15 protein-coding genes are annotated in these 21,547 nt (G+C 38.0%); 7 read left to right on the top strand and 8 right to left on the bottom strand.

Annotated elements, in window-relative coordinates:
• The 8 genes from H5182_RS17360 to H5182_RS17325 all read right to left on the bottom strand — a co-directional run.
• A partial coding sequence (locus H5182_RS17360; protein WP_182758824.1) for a conjugal transfer protein TraG N-terminal domain-containing protein occupies positions 1 to 5,964 on the bottom strand: 5,964 nt, incomplete at its 3' end.
• A 3-nt stretch (positions 5,965 to 5,967) separates the two neighbouring features.
• A complete protein-coding gene (locus H5182_RS17355; protein ID WP_182758825.1) occupies positions 5,968 to 7,377 on the bottom strand; it encodes a conjugal transfer protein TraH in 1,410 nt (469 codons plus the stop codon).
• Entirely contained in the window at positions 7,377 to 8,384 is a 1,008-nt protein-coding gene (gene traF / locus H5182_RS17350; RefSeq protein WP_182758826.1) for a conjugal transfer protein TraF, read from the bottom strand. The genes H5182_RS17355 and traF overlap by 1 nt, the downstream gene beginning before the upstream one ends.
• 178 nt (positions 8,385 to 8,562) lie before the next feature.
• Complete coding sequence (locus H5182_RS17345; RefSeq protein WP_182758827.1) at positions 8,563 to 9,081, bottom strand: hypothetical protein; 519 nt, start codon at positions 9,079 to 9,081, stop codon at positions 8,563 to 8,565.
• Between the two features lie 95 nt (positions 9,082 to 9,176).
• Positions 9,177 to 9,758, bottom strand: coding sequence for a FlhC family transcriptional regulator (locus H5182_RS17340; RefSeq protein WP_182758828.1), 582 nt, complete (start codon positions 9,756 to 9,758; stop codon positions 9,177 to 9,179).
• A 1-nt stretch (position 9,759) separates the two neighbouring features.
• Positions 9,760 to 10,080 (bottom strand): hypothetical protein, encoded by a 321-nt coding sequence (locus tag H5182_RS17335; protein WP_182758829.1) that lies wholly within the window; start codon positions 10,078 to 10,080, stop codon positions 9,760 to 9,762.
• Between the two features lie 250 nt (positions 10,081 to 10,330).
• Positions 10,331 to 10,687: a hypothetical protein gene (locus tag H5182_RS17330; RefSeq protein WP_182758830.1), complete on the bottom strand. Its 357-nt coding sequence runs from the start codon at positions 10,685 to 10,687 to the stop codon at positions 10,331 to 10,333.
• A 3-nt stretch (positions 10,688 to 10,690) separates the two neighbouring features.
• Positions 10,691 to 11,734: a ParM/StbA family protein gene (locus H5182_RS17325; protein ID WP_182758831.1), complete on the bottom strand. Its 1,044-nt coding sequence runs from the start codon at positions 11,732 to 11,734 to the stop codon at positions 10,691 to 10,693.
• Positions 11,735 to 12,979: 1,245 nt separating this feature from the next.
• On the opposite strand from H5182_RS17325, the gene H5182_RS17320 reads away from it, so the two are divergent.
• The 7 genes from H5182_RS17320 to H5182_RS17290 all read left to right on the top strand — a co-directional run bounded on the left by H5182_RS17320 (position 12,980) and on the right by H5182_RS17290 (position 21,540).
• The gene (locus tag H5182_RS17320; protein ID WP_182758832.1) at positions 12,980 to 13,480 is read left to right on the top strand and encodes a conjugative transfer protein MobI(A/C); all 501 of its coding nucleotides are present in this window, start codon (positions 12,980 to 12,982) and stop codon (positions 13,478 to 13,480) included.
• Positions 13,470 to 14,219 carry a hypothetical protein gene (locus H5182_RS17315; protein WP_182758833.1) on the top strand — a complete coding sequence of 250 codons (750 nt, stop codon included), beginning with the start codon at positions 13,470 to 13,472 and terminating at the stop codon, positions 14,217 to 14,219. The genes H5182_RS17320 and H5182_RS17315 overlap by 11 nt, the downstream gene beginning before the upstream one ends.
• Positions 14,219 to 16,765 carry a MobH family relaxase gene (mobH, locus tag H5182_RS17310; protein ID WP_182758834.1) on the top strand — a complete coding sequence of 849 codons (2,547 nt, stop codon included), beginning with the start codon at positions 14,219 to 14,221 and terminating at the stop codon, positions 16,763 to 16,765. The genes H5182_RS17315 and mobH overlap by 1 nt, the downstream gene beginning before the upstream one ends.
• Positions 16,758 to 18,779, top strand: a complete 2,022-nt coding sequence (traD, locus tag H5182_RS17305) for a conjugative transfer system coupling protein TraD (protein ID WP_182758835.1) — start codon at positions 16,758 to 16,760, stop codon at positions 18,777 to 18,779. The genes mobH and traD overlap by 8 nt, the downstream gene beginning before the upstream one ends.
• Positions 18,770 to 19,858, top strand: a complete 1,089-nt coding sequence (locus H5182_RS17300) for a hypothetical protein (protein ID WP_182758836.1) — start codon at positions 18,770 to 18,772, stop codon at positions 19,856 to 19,858. Before traD ends, H5182_RS17300 begins: the two co-directional genes overlap by 10 nt.
• Positions 19,855 to 20,505: a hypothetical protein gene (locus tag H5182_RS17295; RefSeq protein WP_182758837.1), complete on the top strand. Its 651-nt coding sequence runs from the start codon at positions 19,855 to 19,857 to the stop codon at positions 20,503 to 20,505. Before H5182_RS17300 ends, H5182_RS17295 begins: the two co-directional genes overlap by 4 nt.
• 690 nt (positions 20,506 to 21,195) lie before the next feature.
• Positions 21,196 to 21,540, top strand: coding sequence for a hypothetical protein (locus H5182_RS17290; RefSeq protein WP_182758838.1), 345 nt, complete (start codon positions 21,196 to 21,198; stop codon positions 21,538 to 21,540).
• The last annotated feature ends 7 nt before the right edge of the window (positions 21,541 to 21,547 follow it).

Below are 21,547 nucleotides of genomic sequence, written 5' to 3'. Positions count from 1 at the left end.
TTGAGCCGTTGAAGCCGTAGCCGCCGTATTCAGCGGGGCATTGCCTGTACCAAAATCGGTAGCTTTCACGTTTTGCCCATTATCAGCTTGATCTGCATTTAGTGAGCTTTCACTGCCAGCCTGAGTATTGTCAGCTTTTGTTTGAGTAGGCTCAGTCACTTGCTGAGTAGCATTGGCTTGAGCTGTTGAAGCAGCACCCGTATTCAGCAGGGCATTGCCTGTACCAACATTGGTAGCTTTCACGTTTTGGCTATTATCAGCTTGATCTGCATTTAGTGAGCTTTCACTGCCAGCCTGAGCACTATCTGCCTTTGGTTGAGTAGGTTCATTCACTTGCTGAGTCGCGTTAGCTTGAGCCGTTGAAGCCGTAGCCGCCGTATTCAGCGGGGCATTGCCTGTACCAAAATCGGTAGCTTTCACGTTTTGCCCATTATCAGCTTGATCTGCATTTAGTGAGCTTTCACTGCCAGCCTGAGCACTATCTGCCTTTGGTTGAGTAGGTTCATTCACTTGTTGAGTAGCGTTAGCTTGCGAAGTTGAAGCCGTAGCCGCCGTATTCAGCGGCGTATTGCCTGTACCAACACCAGTAGCTTTCACATTTTGTGCATTATCAGCTTTTGGCTTTGGTGCATCAGTCACTTGTTGAGTAGCGTTAGCTTGCGCAGTTGAAGCTGTAGCCGCCGTATTCAACGATGCATTGCCTGTATTAACCTCGGCATCATTCACGTTTTGAGCGTTATCAGCTTGAACATCATTTAATGAGTTATCACTGTCAGCCTGAGCATTATCTGCTTTTGGTTGAGTAGGCTCAGACACTTGCTGAGTAGCATTGGCTTGAGCTGTTGAAGCAGCACCCGTATTCAGCGGTGCATTGCTTGTACCAACATCGTCAGTTTTCTCGTTCTGGGCTTGTTCACTATTTAGTGAGTTTGCATTATCTACTTTTGGTTGTGTAGGCTCATTCACTTGCTGATTCGCGTTAGCTTGCAAAGTTGAAGCCGTAGCGCCTGTATTCAGCGGTGCATTGCTTGTAGCAGCATCAGCTTTCACGTTCTGAGCGTTATTAGCTTTTGGTTGAGTAGCATCATTCACTTGCTGAGTCGCGTTAGCTTGCGCAGTTGAAGCAGTAGCCCCTGTATTCAGCGATGCATTGCTTGTACCAACATCGGTAGTTTTCTCGTTCTGGGCTTGTTCACTATTTAGTGAGTTTGCATTATCTACTTTTGGTTGTGTAGGCTCATTCACTTGCTGAGTCGCGTTAGCTTGCGAAGTTGAAGCCGTAGCGCCTGTATTCAGCGGTGCATTGCTTGTACCAACATCGGTAGTTTTCTCGTTCTGGGCTTGTTCACTATTTAGTGAGTTTGCATTATCTGCTTTTAGTTGAGTAGGCCCATTAACTTCTTGAGTCGCGTTAGCTTGAGCAGTTGAAGCAGTAGCCCCTGTATTCAGCGGTGCATTGCTTGTAGCAGCATCAGCTTTCACGTTCTGAGCGTTATCAGCTTTTGGTTGTGTAAGCCCATTAACTTCTTGAGTGGCGTTAGCTTGAGCAGTTAAAGGAGCAGCACCCGTATTAAGTGGCGCCTTACCTTTACCAACATCGTTAGCATTCGCGTTCTGATCGTTATCTACTTTTGGTTGTGAAGTATAACCATCAATAGAAGAAGTATTTCTTGGGACAGAAGAAGAACTATCAACGCCTTGTATCTGTTTTTCTGCCGCTTCATCACTTACTTTTGACTGATTAGTGTTAGTTTGTGAATTTACATAATTCAATAGACCAGGAACACCAACTGCGAATGCTGATACACCCATAGATAATGGTATTTCGCTATTATCAAACTGAGCTGTATTTGAAGACCCTTCAGGTGCCTCAGGCGGTTTAGCACTAGTATTACTAGTCGGATTTACACTAGATGGCTCTTTACTCTCTATAGGTGACATATAAGCATCACCTTGCTTATAGGAATAACCATTGTCCTTTTCATTTTTATAAACAAATGAACCATCTTCATTTTGTGATTGTAAAGTAAATCTACCGTTATCTGTCTTGAATGTTGATACAGGTGATTTACTAGAGCTTACTTCCGTTGGTACATCGACATTATTTGTTTTTTGTATTTCATTCCCGTCAGAATACGGTGAAAGGGATGAGAGACCCTGCCTATTATATGCTTCATTAGCTTGATTAAGAATATCGTTGAAGTATGGTTTAAAGTTTTTTGGTAATTCTTCGTCTGGTATTGAGTCCAAAGCACCCCGAAGTTCATCAGAGTTTTGATAAACACTTCTTAATAAATTGTTGTCTCCGCCCCTCAACATTTTGTCTATAGTTACATCATTCATATTAATATAAGGATTACCCGGAACGGTTTCATTTCTGTCAAGAAGTGAAGTAAATGCTTTAGCTGCTGATGTTGAATTATAACCTTCTTCATTAGAACTCATTATATGTGCTGCATTTTCTTTGAATGAATTCAACGCAGCTGTAGGAGCTGATTCATCTTTATCATAACTAACACCAGTACCAAATAAGGTATTTTTATCCGCTTTATCAACCCCATTTTTGTATGATTGATTATTGTTTATAAGATCGACTTTGTTGGCTTCATAAGGGAATTGAGCCCCGACAGTACCACCTTTACCGGCCATCAAGCCCACTGCATCCATTGTAGATGCATAGCTAAAACCATTTTTACCACCCATTTCCATTACACTGTTAATATCGCGACCTAGGGATGTATTACTTAACGCTTGCTCTCCAGCTTTAAATGCTAATGTAGAGCCGCTAAATTCATCTAACTCGCCAGCACCTAAACCTACAATAAAAGAGTCGTTGCCAGATTGTGTATTAGTCAAATAATCAGCTGCATGTGACATTTGTGCTATTGATTTCATATCATCAAATGAAGCTATGCCGGTATTCACGCGACCAAACATATCTTGGACCTCAGAAGGCGATTTTGTATTCAATGCTTGAGTACCTTCATAAACACTCTTTTCGTCATAGCCTAATTCAGCAGCTCTATCAGCAGCAAATCGCGCAAATTTATCTTCTCCTTCAATCTGCCCGAACGCCCACATTGCACCGTTTAACTCTCCGCTTTTAATTCTATCGATTACATCTTGTTGGTCACCACTTAATAAAGTATGACCTTCAACACGTTTCATTGCATCAGCTTGTTTTTCAGTCATTGCCCCGTATTTTTCTTTTGAATAGTCACTTTCAGAAGGAATATCATTTTTAAAAGGCTTATCAAACTTGGACGTTTTAATCGCATTTTCGGCCTGTTTAGCATTAGAAGTATCTGTATCTAATCCTAGTAACTCAGGGGAAGCATTTTTTATCACGCCACCATCTGCTGTAGTTTCATCAAGTTTACGGTAAGAGTCATTCATCATACTTAGCGCATTAAGCTGAGATGGTGTTGCGCCATTTGATTGGGCATTGTCGGATACAACTTGGCTCCAATCAGCAAGCATATCTGCTTGGCTGTTAACATCATCGATAGACTGCGGTTGTTTTGCTAATGTGTCGTCAAGTATAGACAGCATACCTCCGTAACCTGCTTGCGCTGGACCTGCTAACTCAGCGCCTTCTTTTTGATATTTATCTTTGAGGTAATCTTTTTTACTATCAACTGAGCCACCAGCATCATTACCCACTAATGATTTAACTTGATCGTCGGATAGACCATCAATATAAGTATCTAAAGATTTGCCATCTACAAGGGGTGCTAAAGCTTCATTATTTAGCGCTTGACTAAATTTAAGACCATTACTTGAGTTATACATTTCACCTAAGTTAGTTGAAAGTTCTCGTGATTGTGCAATTTGCTCTTGTAATTTATGCCCTTTATTTAAACTTTCTTGAAAACTTTCGCTTTGTTGATTTGATTCGGAAATATTGTAAGCACCTTGCTCACTATTAGTTGTTTGCCCCTTGTGGCTTTCTGCTACATCTTCCAGAAGCTTTTGGGCTGAACTATCTTTAATACCAAATTTAGTCATATCCATATTTGATAAATTTGATGAAACGCCTGCGTTCACACCAAGCTTAAAAGGAGTAGGAGCACCACCTATCGCAGAATAATCTTTATACGTATTAACGCCGCCAGCTACTGAAATTCCTGCTTGCCCCATAATTTGGAATGCGGCTTGGCTAGCTGCATCGGAAGAAATATTTTGGCCTTCTTCGAGTGACCTTTTCAATGCAACGGTTTTTTCGGCCGTATTCATATCACTCCAAGTCTTGTTTTTTGATCCTGCAACTACATCTGCGTTTTGTTCAAGCGACGCCATAGCAGTTGATGCAGTCTGCTCATATGCTTGGGTTTTTGATTGAACATCTTTCTCGGCAATGGATGTTGAATTACCTAATGAATTATTAATACCAGAATCTATATTTACGTTTGCAAAACGACCCGAATCACTTGATTTCACGTTAGCTTCAACAGCTCCAGTGCCAGCGTTGTATGTATTGCTGTGCGTACCCATACTTTGCGCACCATCAGACCACGAACTTGATAACCTTGGCGCAATATTTGTACCATCAACACTGCCTTTACCAGTTGGATTAACTGAACTCATAACACCCATTAGTGAGTGAACACCACCGTAAAGTAAAAACATTGCAAGCATTGGTATTGCAGCGGTTAATGCCGAAGCTACACCTAAGAACCCTTCAACTTCCGATATTACAGCGGGCATAGCTCCCATTGAGAATGGGTCCATCTGAGCGAAACTAGTAGATACTGAGAATGCTTTTTCTGCTGCTTTATATGTAAACAAATCAACAAAAACTTTAATGAAACCCCATAAGTTAACGAACAAGATAAGGTACATGTATTTGCCTATCATGGCGAAACCAGCGCCCCCCATAACAGATAATAGAATCATTACAGGCCCAATAAAGAACGTAAACATTTCAAATACAGAAATCATTGGAATCATGTAGTTCATGAACAAAGAGCGTTCACCTGCTTGCTCGTACAAACGTTTTTGCATTGACTCAAAGACCATTTTATTAACCCACGGGCTATCTTGGCCTTGTAGAGCCTCATAAGTATGAAAAGCAAGAAAACGACCTGCCATTACTTCATATGGATTAGGGCTGGCCATACCACCACCAGTCAAAAGGCTATATGCAGCAGTTATAGAAGGAGCATCAACACCGCGCGCTTCATAATAACTAGAAACCATAGTAGGGAATTTACCCGTATTTATATGGGCGTATATCTTGTTATAAGCCACGTCACACGATAGATACTCTCCATCAGGACTATTATTTAAAAATATTCTAGTGTAGTAGTCAGGGTATGTAACCTTAATTTTATCAATTACCTTGTCTAATCTAGCTGCATCTAATCCACCCATATTCCCATTTGGATTACCTGTACTTAATAGCTGATCAGGTATATAGCAATCATTTATATAATTTTTGATAGATGTCTTAAAATCGTACTGTCCCGGATGATCTAAGGAGTTTATAACGGGTGACATAGGAATAGAATGGAGTCTTACAAGTGCTCCTAATGGATCTGCGGGTGCATTACTGCCCATTGAAGGTGTTGTGAAGTTGTTTGCAGCTAAATCACGTAAGCCACCAATTAAATTCGTACCAGCCCAAGAAGGAACAGCTACTAAGAACGGTACATTTGAGACAGTCCGAACATCAAGCGAACTAGTTGAAACTGATTGTAGATGAACAGTAAAACGCGGGGATAGAGGGCCTACAAACATAATAAAGCCCATAACGCCGAAGACAAACTCTTTAAAAGGGTAAGGTGAGCGTTCTGGATCTAGAATATACTTAAAGTATGATAGAAATAGAGTTAGGAATATTAAAACTCCTGCACCAGTTTGTATTTGATCGTAAGTCGAACCAGCGTTAAACATACGGGCTACAGCAACAAGAGTATCATTCGCAAACTCTAAATCACCTTGTAAATAAACATTTAAGTCCATATATCACCCTTTAGTCTGTTTGGTTATAGCAGAGATTTGCACTACTGTTTGGAGGGCTTGGGTGCTCTCTGTATTACTTGCATATATCTTTTTGCTTACAAGCTCGTACTGTTTGCTAAAGTCTCGGTATGCAATTTCATACTCCTTTTTTAAAGATGTACCTGAGTTATACATATTTTCTTTAGCCGAAGCGGTCATTGCATAAACTTTGCTGACTTGATTAAAAATTTCCTCGTTAAGTTGTCTCAACAACAATGTAGCTGCATAGTTCGCAATATCGTCTATGTTTATATGGTTCTCTTTAGCAAATACTGCCCAACGTACATATGGGAAAGTGAATATTTTAGCAAAGCGCTTCTCCTCTGCGTTAAGAGGTGTTTGACTTAAATATTTAGCAAAAATACCAGGACTACCTGCTTCTCCAACAAGTCTCGCTTTTACTACCATCTCTAATGGAGTAAAGCTCACTGTTTCTGTTTCAACATTTAAACAGCGATATTCGCCACCTATAGGAATAGTTTCAGTTCCACAACTTCTAATTTTTATCGGTACAGCTGTTTTCCCAAAAATGAAATCTGAATAATTAGCAGGTCCAGTGTTATCAACTCCAGGTTCTGCATCTACATCAGTGGCACCATTTTCAAACTTAATAACTTTGGTACCTAATAAAGTCATTAACATAGATGCCATTTTTTTCTTCTGCGTATCACCTTTGAACTCAAGCGCATCCAAAAAAGGTGTTGATGAAGTTGGGTTTAATATGGTAACAGCTTGATACACTGAATTACCTTCAAGAGTTAGCTTTCTGGTGTTTAAATCTTTCTTTTCATTTGTATTTTTATCGCCAAGAATAGAACCAGCCCAACTAGTAACAGAACCAACTTTTGAGGCCATATCGGAACTAATAAGGCTTTCTTGCATTACCAACCTATCTTCACCAACATATTCGTTATTAGCTAAGAAGGTTTGAGATTCAGCGCAGGCATTTCGAGCCAGTTCATTAAATCGCTGTAATTTATTTTGTAAGTTTTCCATTTCTGCAGCACATGTTGAGCAGATATTATTAATTGCTAGTTTAAAAAAGTAAGCAGCTGCACCTTGAGCTACCGCTCTACCAACTTGAACTAGCTCGTCGCCAGATATTAGACCAAACGAACCTCCGTATAGATCTACGCCACCACAACCTACGGACATAGATGGACTTTCCAATGAAACGACATCAATTGTAGGCTGATTCCAACGAGCAGAAAATTGACCTACCCCCCAGTTATTGCCACTAGCAACGTCAACTTGATATGGACCTAAATCATTTTGATACGAATCAAATAAGTCTTTCATTCCTGCATTAGCATTTAGAGAGCTTGTTAACATGCACAAGCTAACAAAAATTCCAATTCTTTTTAATTTCATCATTATTCCCCAGAAAGAGAGTTAAATAATTGAGCACCTACTGGCTTAGAATCAGCTAATTTCGATTTAAGTATTTCAGCTAAATAACCAGGGTCATTCTCAATTAATTCTGCATCAGCTAACATAGTTCCATCCGTATCGGTCAGCACATTTATCTCCCGAACGTTTTGAGTTTGTTGATACTGTTCATCGGTAATTACATTTTTTAATCGGGCGGATAAAAGAATACGATCTTGCATTAGAGGTAACGTAGTTAAGCCTTCACCTATTTTGGTGAAACCGCTACCGTCATTAAGAGCCATAAACATGGTTGGTGTGAACTGAACGCCAAAGCGTTCAGCAACATTTGTTGTATCAACCACGACTTCAATATCTTCCATGTCGGGCAATACTGACCCATCCATTGAGATACCAAGTACATTCATACCAAAGCGTATTTTTAATTCTTTTAATAACGGGAGTTGTTTTTTGCAATAGGCGCAATTAGACGAGAAGAAAAACCATAAATGAGACTTTTCATTGATTGCACTAATAACATTGCTTATGGCTTTTTTGGTGTCATCTTTAAATACGTTTAATGAAAACGTGGACATAGGGCGACGTTTTGATTCATCTAATTCAGATTCGAACTGATTAAATTCCATTGTTTTAGTAGCAAATCGTGAGCTAATATCGAGCATATAACGCTGCACATACATGTAGCGTGCAATGTTTTCCCTGGTTGGGTTATTAATAGCGGCTTCTTGATACTCAGGTATTTTTGATTTGAGCCAAGCAACATCTAAGCGTACTTTTTCTTCTTTTTTCTCTTCTTCTGGCTTAGTTTCAGCTGCTGGTACTGCCGGCTTTTCTTTTTCTGGCTCATCTTCAGGTTCTACAGGTGGATCTTCAAACCAATACCACCCTCTGTACTTATCGCCATAAAAAGGAGAGTTTGTTGAAGTTGATGATGCAGCTGAAGCATTAAAGCAAGTTGCAAGTAGTAAAGTAGCTAATATAGTGTTTTTCAAAATGACCCCCAATATTCAATTGAGCCATTTTCATATTAATATAGGAAATTTTGAAATATTAGAGAGTACAAATATGCCACCTCTAATCATTCAACAGCCAAAAAAGGAGGAGGGGAGAGTTAATCGAAGAAATAAATAATTATGTAATAAAAAAGAGGCTTATGAGCCTCTTTTAAAATTATAAAAATTGATTTGGTATTTCACACAATGAAATTGAATTTATATTACCAACATCTGAGATTTGTTGAACAAAATGCCTGCCATTACTTGCTTGCTGAAATCGATGCCATGGAGCAGAAAATGACATTTGTTTATAATACAGTTCCACGCTTTGTGATAAATAAGCCTTAGTTTTTAAGAGTTCATCTGCAAAATCACCTTTTAGGCGAGAACATGTTGCCTTTACATTTACGTGATTGAAATAAAAATCAAATCCAGACAAACTTTTATCGAAGTTAGCTACTACTAAAGTTAAATATTTAGGTTTCTCTTTTTGAATTAGCACACCCGCGACATAATGCTTTTGTTCAGCATTGTTGTTTAGCCCAACATTAATTAGTGAAGCCTGCTCATCACCTAGTAAGTTAACAAAATTAATGCTTATTTGTGACTTCTTAGGAGTCATTGGATCAAGCCATTCGACAGCCTGCAAAGGTAGTGTGGCAATAAGAAGTAATGATAAAAAAGTTTTACGCATAAAAAAAACAACACCTTGGCACTTGAAATTGCTATTAGTATTGGTTTTCAAATATTAAAAATCAAATTTTTTAAATACGTCTCTTACATTAACTTTTAAACTTGTTGTCGCTGAGGTAAATTATCATGCATTGGAACGTCAGTTATCTGATCTTCAAATAGCCCATGTTTCTCACGTTTAGCCTTTGGAGCTTTTGCACCAGTAATATGGCACGATGCACAAAGGTTTATGTCAGAGTTGTCATCATAATGAACTACGTAAGACTTAGAACAGCAAGCACATGACGGCATAATACCAAGTAGCTGTTCACGTACTAGTGGGAAAAAGTAAAATATACGAGTAGGGTGAATTTTAGAGTTTGGGTATAATGCATTATAGGCATAGTACATGTTCAATAATTGCACACCAGTTATAGGTCTGTCTAGTTGGGTATCTTTATACATTTTTTTATATAACGATAAAATTCTGTCGGCCATCAGCCGACCTTCAGTATCTTTTACCCAACCACCTTGACCACGACGAAATTGTCTTGAAAAAGGGAGGTCTTTCCAAAAGTGTTTGATATTGTCTTTTCGTCTATGAGACAGAGCAAGTAGAATTTTCTTTTCAGTACCTAACACTGCTAAAGCGCAAATAGCTATTTCATTTTTATAAATATTAGTCAACGATATAGACATTCTATTTAACCTCAGATGCAAATATGTGGTCTATTGACCCTGCTTTTGGTTTGTTTATTTTCATAGAAGCAATAGCTTGAGTTAGGTCACTTGGTGAGCACGCTAATTTGAATAAAGGAACGCGAGAATCTGCATTTTTTAAACATGCAATATCTTGAACATGAGCATTTTTAAGAGCTGTTACAAGTTGTGAATCAATGCCAATGACACCCTCAATATCACAATCAAAATCAATAAGTGATTTAATTATTAATAACAGCTCCACATTGCAATTAAAGTAGTTATTAATTTGATCGGCAAGGTTGTTTGCATTTTCTAGCATTGCTCTAGTTCCGTTTAAAATTATTCTATGAATTTGAATTATAGATTCATAAAAGGAACATCTCAATAAAAATAACGCCACCACTTGTGACTTAGGGCGAGTTAATTTTTAATTTAGTATATAAATACTAATAGATTCAATGATTAACGAAACATCAACTTAAATTATATGAAGTAAAATAAAATTTAATAGCATTTTTTTCTAATCGCTTTACAAAATGCCCATCCTAAAGTATTGGATAGGCAGGCCTTTAATCGGGACTTGCATTTGAATCTGTAAAATCAAAATCTTCCATGTATCTATCCAAGTAAGGTACGAGGTCAAGTTGATTTTTACCTTCCTCAACTTCTTCTACAGGCTCACTTTGGGTTTTCTCTACAGCAACAGAAGCTTTGTTCAAACTACTGTCAACCAAAGGGTGATTCGGTTGGTTAACTGATAACTTTACCTCCCCTCCATTATTAACTAGACTCTCAAATAACAAACCTTGAATGGCTAACCTAATTAACTCATTAGGGTAGCCAGATAACTGAGAATCATTAACCAAATGAATCCCAAGTTTACTTTCTCTTTTTATTCTCGCTGTTACTTTAATTATACTACTCATAGATTAACCTCTAACGACTTGTTTGCCCGCGTAGAACAGCCCCTCAACAACTGTAGTTAAATTATTTTCTAGTACAATCATTTTGTGATGTGGATATTGCGCTCTAATAGCTGGTTCAAAAGTTTTCATTGGTCCACCGAATAAAACAAAATAATCAATGTCATCACCGCTACCTACAATGTTTCTTACATAGTTTGCAGCCGTACTTGTCGAACTATTAATATTACCCGTTACGTCATATTCGATACCGAGATCATTATCTTCTTTTTTGCAAATTGGGAATGGGTATTCGTAACCTCTAACCTTTAGCTTGCCATTAGTTTTCCAGAAAGCATCATCCACTAAGCGTCTTGATAAGTTGTTAGTTAATGAAAAAGCTTTAGATAAGGTCGGTATAATTTCATTCAACACGGTTGAAAAGCCGTTCTCAGTAGCACCACTTCTTTTTTCAATTGGCGTTAATCCACGAGATGTACATACATCTAGTGTTAAGTATCCGGCATCGACACAAACAACGTTTGCTGTTTTAAAGTTTTTTTCAAACTCTTGTTTAGGTAGACTTGTCGCATAAGAAACTAATCCAGCAACCGGTTGTGGTAACACCATAGTCTTTTTAACTATTCGTTGCTTACCGCCTTTGAAATCATGCACACCTTCTGTTAATTTGATAAGCTCGTTTTTTTTTGACCAATGATTAACAGGTAGGCCAACAACAAGCAAATCAATAACACGATCATGCATTAGTGAAAGACTGCCTTTTAATAATGCTTTATATTGTTTGGAACCAACATAATGATCACTTAAAACATCATCAGAGTCTTGAGCACTTAAATAAGCGTCAGGCCCAACTTCAAAAATGTCGCCATCAATATCGACTTCTACCGTTTCACGCTTACCAATTCCCATATCGGCTTGCCCAATTCGGCTCTCATTAATTCGCCCAACAGAAGAGCTAAACGTTTTTATCACTGGCTTATCGTCACCCGACACAGTAAAACTTACTGTTCCAAACCCAACCTCAGCAGCTCTCACTATCTTCTTAGCCATTCTCTACACTCCTATATGTATTGTTCAGGCAGAGAATACACCCAGTAATTAAAAGCTTTAAATATTAGAGCACCCCAAAATGACACCTCTAAGGTTTAATTATAAAACTTATTAGTTATTAGTTGAGTGAACGAAAACCAAAAACACAGACCAATACAAAGCTATAGAACAAAAGTGGCATAATAGCGGCATAATATGGCAATGTACGATTTATAATATTGGATATGTAAATTATTTACCGACCAGCGGCATGAAAGCGGCATAAAAAGGGAGCGATATGGCGATGCGAAATTTATGGTATTGGGTATGTCAATCGCTTATCGGGAAGTGGCATGAAAGAGGCACAAAAGCGGCACAGCATTGCAATTATGACTAAGTAAATTCCATATTGTTCGCATGCAGCTTTAATTGATGAACTGCGCTACTCATTTTACCTTTCCCTCTAATTAAATACATTAGCACTTTCACAAAGTGAGCTTCATTTCTTCTTGATTGGTATATCCAGCATTATGATTGAGATGCTGAACGATAAAAAAATCGCATATTTATAATAAATAACTAAGCCAAATACGCCTCAATAATTTAGAACCACAAAAATATATAGTTTAATACCGCCCTCAATTAATGGGGTGAGATTTTTTTTACGCCCATTTTTAGGGCATTATCCCTAGTCTAAAAAATAAAAAATTATTAAAACTACCCTCAATTAATAGTGCACTTCCCTAGAACCTACCCACAATGGCGCAACTCCATTTATTTAGAGGAATTACGCTAAATTTCATACTTCTCCAAAATTAAAGTTTACAAAATATTAATTCAACAAAAAAAGAAGCCGCCCTCAATTAATAGGGTGAGATATTTATTGCGCCCATTTTTAGGGCAGGATATTAAATTAAATTGATAAAAAAAATTAAAAGCGCCCTCAATTAATTAAGACGTCACTCAAAACGCCCTTTTAGGGCATTTTACAAATCATTCTGTTCTTACCAAAAAAAGCACCAATTAAGCAAACCTCGAAAACTTAATTCTCCCCTAATTAATTGAGGGCAGTTTTGGTTAAACCGCCCGTTTAAGGGCAGTTTGATGAAACTGCCCTCAATTAGATTTTAGGGCATCAATAGTAAAAGAATACCTCACCGGAAGGTGCCCGAAATTTACAGCATGCATTTATACCCTCTGTATTTTTTTTCTCTTAAGGATAATTACGCGAAAATGACATCACGACAGAAACAAGAGTTTTGAAAAATGAACCAAGATGCATTTGAAGTTCGACAGTATTTAACTGATAAAAAAGACGACCTAGCTTTAAAGCTTGATTCGTTAGTGGATGGATATTGGGGTGTTTGGCGAGACATTAATAGACAAATCATAAGTCAAGCCGCTAATCCGGACCGAACCGATAAAGTCGGCAAGGTTGCACCGAGCATTCGCATATACAAAACCAAAAACCATAACCGAGTAACGCTCAGGTGGCGAATTTACGAAAACAGTTGGGCAAGGCTCAATGTTGCTAAAAGCAATAAGCAGACACTTCGCTACGCAAAAGAACTCAAGCGGAATAAAGATGGCACAACAAGTCGATTCCAATTAGTGAAAAACGCTGAAAGCTGGGAAGTTAGTTTAATTGATGAATTCCTAATTAAAGCGGAACCAATTATCACGCTTATTAATATGATTCATCAAAGCTTAAAGCTACTGAACAACACAAAAACTTTAGAAACTGAGGAGATACAAAATGCAGAATAAAACTGAAAATTCAATATCAGCTGAACATGTCAAGAATGAACAGGCGCAAAGAGCGGCCACAAAGCATGCTGGAAAAATGAAAACAATCACTACCATGATTAAGTATGAAACAGACCACACACATTCATATTTAAAGCTTAACGAGCATAAAATTCTAAATGCATTCGAGCGCTTAGCTGCAATTTTACGGATGGCAAAAACCTCTAGCGTTGCGTACACAAGAATAAGTGAATGGCATAGAGATATTAATTTAAGTCTTGCTCAAGCCCAGCTGGATACACTTCATGAGCACCGAGTAGAACGTGAGAAAAGTTTACCGGTTATGGGTGACCTTATAATTAATACTCCAGAAAGTTACGCCATGCAATTTGAAGTGTCTCACCCAGTAGGACTCACAATTACTCAGTTAATTGTTGCCGTGGACAAAGAGTTAAACGCAATTGAAAAATTATTTATGTTTGGTGCTTTAGATGATCTTGAGTATGAGCAAGCATGCAAACAGGCAGCAGCAATTGTTACTGGTGTAACTGACAGAATAATGAAAGTGACTTCGCCGGGTAAACGCGAAGGAGGCCAATTTAATCCGCGTTACTATTTGGAATTTTTACGTGATCCACAATTTAACATGCTTTCACTGTGTGACATTCCTTATGAGGTAGCAAAAACAATACTGACTGAAGAACAATTAGTATTAATTGTTAAAGCCAAAAATGAAGATAGTGAAAGCAAGGTAGCATAATGTCATTTGTATCCACCATGAAAATGCTATTTGGTTTATCCACTTCTACTAAGCCGGTTAACGGTGACGTAGAGGTTCTTAAAGATAAACCTAAGCCGATCCACTTACAGACCAATGTAAGTGGAGAAATTTATTTGGATATTTATAACAGGCCAGTACACGATGCTGAAGCTCAATTTTACCCACCTAAAGTAAATGGTTTGAGCGTGTTTTGTGTAGACGCCATTTTAAAGCGCTATAAAGACCAAATTATAGCGCTTGAGCAACACGTAGATATTGGGTTTCATAGAACCACTGCGGATGGTGTTAATCTTTTTGACGCGCGTTATTTGAGTGTAATTCGCAAGCTAGCGGAATATGTTCACATGCTTCCTGCATCTGAATACCACCACCATTCACAACCAGGTGGATTATTTCGGCACTCGCTAGATGCAGCTTTAATCGCTTTGCGTAAAGCAGACAATCAATTGCCTCCGACCGTTGGTAAAGTGGACTTAGATGCACAACGTCGTGTCCGTTACATGTATGCAGCGTGGGTTGGGGCGCTTTTACATGATACAGGTAAAATTTTGACAGATATGCAGGTGAGTGCGTATACAATTTTTGATGATGAAAAAAATATAAGTGTACCAATCGCGAGCTGGGGGAAACCAATTAAGCCTTGGATACCACAAATTGAAACTTTAATTGAATGGGCTACCCGCAATAAAGTAGAACGATATTTTGTCCACTTTAGAGCATCTCGTGTACACAAGGAGCACGTGTCTTCAGGTGCCACTCTGTTACCACACATATTAAAAGGAGAGGGGTTAGAGTTCATTATGGACTCCCCAGATGACTTATATAGCAATCTAACGTCTGCACTTAACGGATATGCTCACATCAATGGATACCTTGCCACAGCAATTCGTTTTGGAGATTCAGTGTCAACGGCTAAAGATGTCAAAACAATGGCAACTTCGGCTTTTGGTACCTTAAAAAAATCAAGAATGATGTCTATTGTCGACACGATGCGAAGCCTTAAAAGCAAATGGAATTTTAATGCTGAAAAAAGCCATGCTTTTGTAATTGGAGATTGTGTTTTTATTCGTTGGCAATCAGCGTTTGATGGAATCCTAAAAGCTGCACGGGCTAACCAGTTCGATGCTCTACCAAATGATACAAAGTCTCTATTAGGAATGATGGAAGATTTCAGAATAGTAGAGCCATTCGATAAAGAAAATCGCTTTGCGCTATTTGCTATAGGCAAGTTCACTGAACAAGATGTAATAAACATCATTGACGAAACAATCAGCATTAATTGGATTGAGTTGATTAAAGTGGTGTATCGCGAGTGGATATATGATTCTGACCCAGTGCACCCAAACTTAGAAGGTTTACTTTACCTTAGTGGCTCAAACAAATATTTCATTACGAAAGAAGATGGAAGCTTTACAGAGCTAAGCTTTGATACTAAAGCGCTAAGCGAAGAAAAAGAGACGGTAATTGAAGGTACGAACGAATTACATGACAAAGTTAACATTAGCACGACTAAAAAAACCGTTTCCGTTAACAATGGTGTAAACCATGTTGAGGAAAAAACCAGTACCTCCAAAACAGAAAAAACAGTTCCGCCTAAAACTGAAGTAAATACAGAGGAAAAAAAACAAGTCACGGCCAAAAAGAAAAAAATGCCAAAGCCTAAAAAACCGGAAAAAGCGAATGTTACACCAATTCTATTTGAAAACAGCACCGATACCTCTGTATTACAAACTGAACAGACAACACTTGCAGAAAAAACTGAACAGGCTGTACCTGCTCAAATAAATGAACAAACAATACCTGCGGAAAAAACTGAACAGGCTGTACCTGTGGAAATATATCAAAAGGCAATACCACCAGCTTTGGAGAACGAAAAACCTACATTCCACGAGTATGTTTTGCAAATCAATAATAAATGGTACGTAGACGTAAACAAGTACGTTGAAGCCTACAACACTAATCAAATCGAAGCTGGACAAGCGCTATTAAGCAAAGGTTTTATACGGCAAAAACTAGGTAGCTCATCCCTTGCAACACTTGTTCGGCGTCAAAAAGCAAAGTCTGTCGTTTGCTTTGAACTAACACCTTTAGGTCAGTCCTCGTTAACTGGCGCTGTTAAAAGCAGTTCAGAAACCAAAAAAGGTGTTAATACCAATTCACCTAAAGCAAAGAGTGAGACTACTAAGAAAAAAGCCACTGCCGGTAAAGATAAATCTAGTTTTCCTTTGACCGACCCAACAGAGTTTGAATTCACAACAACAAGCATCAAAGGAAGTCTTGGCGAAATCTTGCTAGCTCACAAATTTAATGTAGCTGGTGGTCCAGAACACATAGACATTATATTAAAAGAAGTAGCGTTAGTTAGCGATTCAAGCCCATCTTTTATAAAAGGGATACGTATAAGCAAACTAATCCAATTAATGAAAGCGCGCTATAAACATGACGTAAAAATTAACGACATGAGTTCATTTTCCATACAAGTCCACATACAAGATGTATCAAATACAGAGGTGTTCAGTGAGTAGTAAATACAATAGAACAGATGGGCGATACGTTGAGTTTCTATTTCGACCTATCTATGAAGTAAACACAGCAATAGCTTATGGCATTGGTGCAATAACAACTCCGTTTGTGACTTTAGGTGCATTCCAACCAGGAGCAACCGTTTCATTTGGTATTGCTGGCATACTGGCTGGTGGAAGTTATCTGTATGCTTGGAAAGCAAAACCATTAATAGAGCGTCAGTTAAAACTAAAACTCAATAGAAAAGAGTTTATGGATTGTAAACAATTACGGGAAATCAACTCGCTTGAACCAAGAATAACGAATGACAAATTTATTGACCCTAGACACAACTTTATGGGGTATGGGTTTGAATGGGGTTCAGAACATGCCAATCGTATTTATCAAGTTATGAATATGGACTCAAAATTAACGGATATAAAGCTTCCATTTTTTCTACGCAAAGCAACAGACGAATTTCAGCATGAAACTGAAGAGCTTGGTGGAAAACCCTTTATCCATGCTGTAGGCGATGAAACAGAAATAAAGGTTGTGGAAGATACTTATTTTGGGCACACACTCATATCAGGAAATATAGGTACAGGCAAAACAACACTATTACGCTTGCTTAGCCTCAACGCTATACATATGGGTGCAAAAGTAAGTTCAGCTCGCTTCAATATAAATGGCCAACAAAATAAGATCAAAAAAAGCGACAAAACAAAAAATAACAGCAAAGTAATCGTCGTTATCGATCCAAAAAACGACACTGACTGGAAAGAGTCTATCAAGCAGGAAATGGAGCACTTAGGTTATGGCGATAGGTTTTTCAGTGTACACCCAGCTGCGCAAAGTGACTCTTGTCGTATACCGTTACTAAAGAACTTTGTACGCGTCTCAGAAATTGCTGACAGAGTAGCGCCACTCATGGGAACTTCAGGGGGCAGCAAAACCTTTGAAGACTTCGCCTATGAACAAATAACATTTGTAGCTGCAGGCATGGAGTACATTGGCACACCTATTCGCTTAACTTCCATTCAAAAAGCGTTGTCTTCAGGGAAAATACCTTTCTGTGAAAAAGTGTTGCGTGTGTTTTTTGAAAGGACACTAGGACCAGGATACGAAACAAAGCTGAATATGGCTGAGTACCTTAAAAAAGGTGTAGAGGCGTGGCAAGTAATGAGCGAATACTATAAAGCTCGTTTAAGCGAGTCGCATGAGAACGCGGCTATTTTAGGTATTATTCAATTAATCGAACATCCTTCTGAGCACTTTATAAAGATGATCACATCGTTACGCCCTGTATTAACGGCGCTAACGTCAAAGCCAATGGATGATTTGTTTTCCCCTATTGATGATCCCGAAAGTGAAGATAAGCGAAGAATAGTAGATTTAGATAACCTCATGGAAAAAGGGGGGTGTCTATATATAAGTTTAGATTCAATGACTGATAATAAAACAGCAGGTTTTTTAGCGCGTTTAATTATGGCTGAGATTGCTGCTGTGTCAGGTCGTCGTTATAACAATAACGACAAGAAAGCATCACGAGTTGCTGTTTTCTTAGATGAAGCACATGCTGCACTTGAAAATAATGACAGCTTATTAAATCTCCTTGCTGTTGGTCGCGCATCATCAATCGAGCTTTATCTTGCTACACAAACAATAAGCGACATTGCAGCTAAAACCGATGAGCCTACAGCCAACAGAGTTTTAGGTTTATGTAATAACTTCATTTCATTTAGAACAACTGATCCAAAGACCCAAGAGTATGTTGCTGCGCAATTTTCAAAGACAGCAATCACAAAAGTTCAAAATCAAAGTTCATCTGGTGCATCAAGTAGCGAAAGTATATTTGCCTTCAACTCTATGCATGGTGAGCGTTCAGCTAAAGAGATGGATGATTCATTTCCAATGGGCTTAATGGGCGATTTACCAAAACTTCAATACATAGCACGGTTAGCAGATGGCCGAAAACTTAAAATGAGGCTACCAATTGTAATTAACAGCTGCCCAGAGGAGCGAGCCAAATGGTTATAGATAAGTGGCGAATTGAAAACTTTAATGGTTTAACTGCGCAAAAAACATGGCTTTCACTGAATGACATTGAAAAGCAATCATCTAAGAATGAGATACGAGCACGACTAAGTGAAAAAAATCAGGATAAGTTTTTAAAGTTATGCAGTGATAATGAAGCAGTATTGGAATTGGCAAGAAACATAGCGCTGTATGTTGGTTTACAAAACAAGATATACAAAGAACACGTATTTAGCCTCATTATGAACGGCGTTATAGACAATCTTGAAAATACAAAAGTTGAAACTCTAATTCTGGCAGTATCCGAAAAGTTATACCCAATCATTTACGCAAAAGTGTCGGGCAGGCCAAAAGGCCAGCGATTGTCAGCCTCTGTAACGTGGGATTTTACGAATGAAAGTTTATATTCGTGGATTGAAAACAATAACTTTGAGTCAATTTCAACGACTGAACTTAACGTAAAGTTAGAGTACCTGCGCAAAGATGAAGTAGGACTACTCATTTTAAATAAATTCTTTGACGCTGAATCTATTTTAAAATTCATGCATGCAGTTAAAAATAAAACACTGACAAAGAAAGCGCAATTGGTTGATTCAATCGGTGAGTCAAATATTAAAATACAATTGTCGATGATAGATACCATCAACCCGGCAGTAGTAAAAATATGTAACAAAGTCAAAGAGTACATGGGCAACATTGATATATTCAATAGTGGCGCACCTACTTATATATCCATCATTACAACATCCTTGAGCGCGTATTACGCCAAGGCTGAGATACAAGGACAATCGGCTGCGTATTTGGTTTTTTGTGAATATATTTCTAATCAATTAACTCAATTATGTTGCATGGAAATTAAATGTGAAAGTGAGGTGTGGGATTGGACTAAAGAAAGCTTGTGCGCCTGGACAAAAAGGCACCCAAAAGACAATTTAATAACATTGCACACTCCAACTAAAAAGACGAATAAAAAACTATATTTAATTTTCAATTTATTGGTATTTAATCGCGTTGATTTAAGTATTTGGGGAGTGCCGGCCACAGGCAAAAGGCAGGCAATATTTTGGGGGGATGCAGTATGAAGACTGCAATTACAAGTAAGCATACACGTTTAGAAATATTATTACTGCTCTCCTCACTATCGGTGGCGGCTATGCTGCTCATGCTGCTACTAACTGAACCAGACGAATATAAAACGAATGTACTGCAAGAGTCATATCAGATTAAAGATGCGATTTCAGAGAATGATTGGAACGTATTGCATAACGAAACCCTCTTTTTACAAGATAAATGGGTAAATGGGAGTGGGCTATACAAATGGTTTTTATCAAAGTTGATGCCTGAAAAGGACACTGAATGGGATGGTGTCATAGGTAGTACATTCCAAGAAAGACTAGCAATAAACGGGCAGATACTAGCGTATCAAATCGCTTTGCGAATAATGATGTTTAAGTATTGGCTGTTTGTATCACTTCCACTTTGTTTAGCTTTAATTTACGGCTCTGTTAACAGACACAAAGCAAACGCATATAGATTTGGCGGGGCTAAACCTAATTTGGTGCGTTTATATATAAAGATCATTTGGATTTCATTCTGTTTATTTACATTTTTTATGTTAGCGCCGAATTTTGTAGGCGTAGTGCTGCCCTATTTCCCATTTATTTTTTTGATAGGTATTGCCCTATTGATTTCAGGAATAATCCGTAATTTCCATAAAGGTACAAGTTAAAATGATTACAAATTTACTAAGATAATTTAAAAGAAAAAAAGTTGAGAAGTTAGAGTTCCACCTGAAAATTTAACACAGGCCATATCAGAGTTAACATCTACAGTTGAATCTAAGTTAGGACCAGTAGCGAAGGCTTATTCATTTTCACAGGTTTTTAAAACATTCATTATATTTGGAGGCTTCTTAACGGCCATATTAATCAACTGTAAGACAGAGACATTAGAAATAAATAAGCCTAAGTATGTATCGCAAATAATGCTTGAGGGTGAGATGACTGATGCTGGTGGCGGCTCTGGCTACAATTTAGCGAAAGATTGAGGGTGCAAAGTCAAAAGGTTTCATAGATGGGATAAGTAGCACAATAGAAGTTGAAATTGAATTAATGGAGATGACAGAGACTAAAGATGCTAAGTCAGTTAGCGCTCAAGGTTTCAGCATTAGTCGCCTAATAGGTGGAATTCTATAAATGTATACCTTAGAGGTGCGATTTTAACCCTCTGTAAAATTTAAAATAAGCCAAATTAAAGGTAATAATGATTTTGCTGAGAAGGACTAGGAACACATTAATGTGCTCCTTTAAAATTAGCATAGCTTAGAGGGGCCATTTTAGTACGCTCTAAAATTTTAAAATGAATCAATTACAGTGAATAATCACTTTGAATTAAAACCACTCATTAATCGGAGATAACCATGAGTATAGCAATTGCAAACATCGACAACATGAATAACGTTGAGACATCTAAAAAAACTAAATACCTTCTATTAGCACTAGCTATAGCATGTGTAGTGTTTTCATCACTAGCACTTGCTGCAGGTAGTGGTACTGAATGGAACTCGATATATTCAACGTTTGATGGTTGGGTAAAAGGTATTCCGGGTAAAACAATTTCACTTTTAGCATTTGGTTACTCTGTTTATAACATTACTCAACAAAACTACACTATGGCTGCTGGTGCATTCCTTGGTGCAGTATTAATGGTAAATGCTGGTTCAGTATTAGATTTAATCTTTACTGCGGGTATCCCAGGCCTTTAATAAAAAA

Origin of the sequence: Pseudoalteromonas sp. SG44-17 (assembly GCF_014164235.1) — a bacterium.
Taxonomy (GTDB): domain Bacteria; phylum Pseudomonadota; class Gammaproteobacteria; order Enterobacterales; family Alteromonadaceae; genus Pseudoalteromonas; species Pseudoalteromonas rhizosphaerae.
Note: the sequence above shows the minus strand (reverse complement) of the source record. Positions and strands in the feature narration are given on the sequence as shown.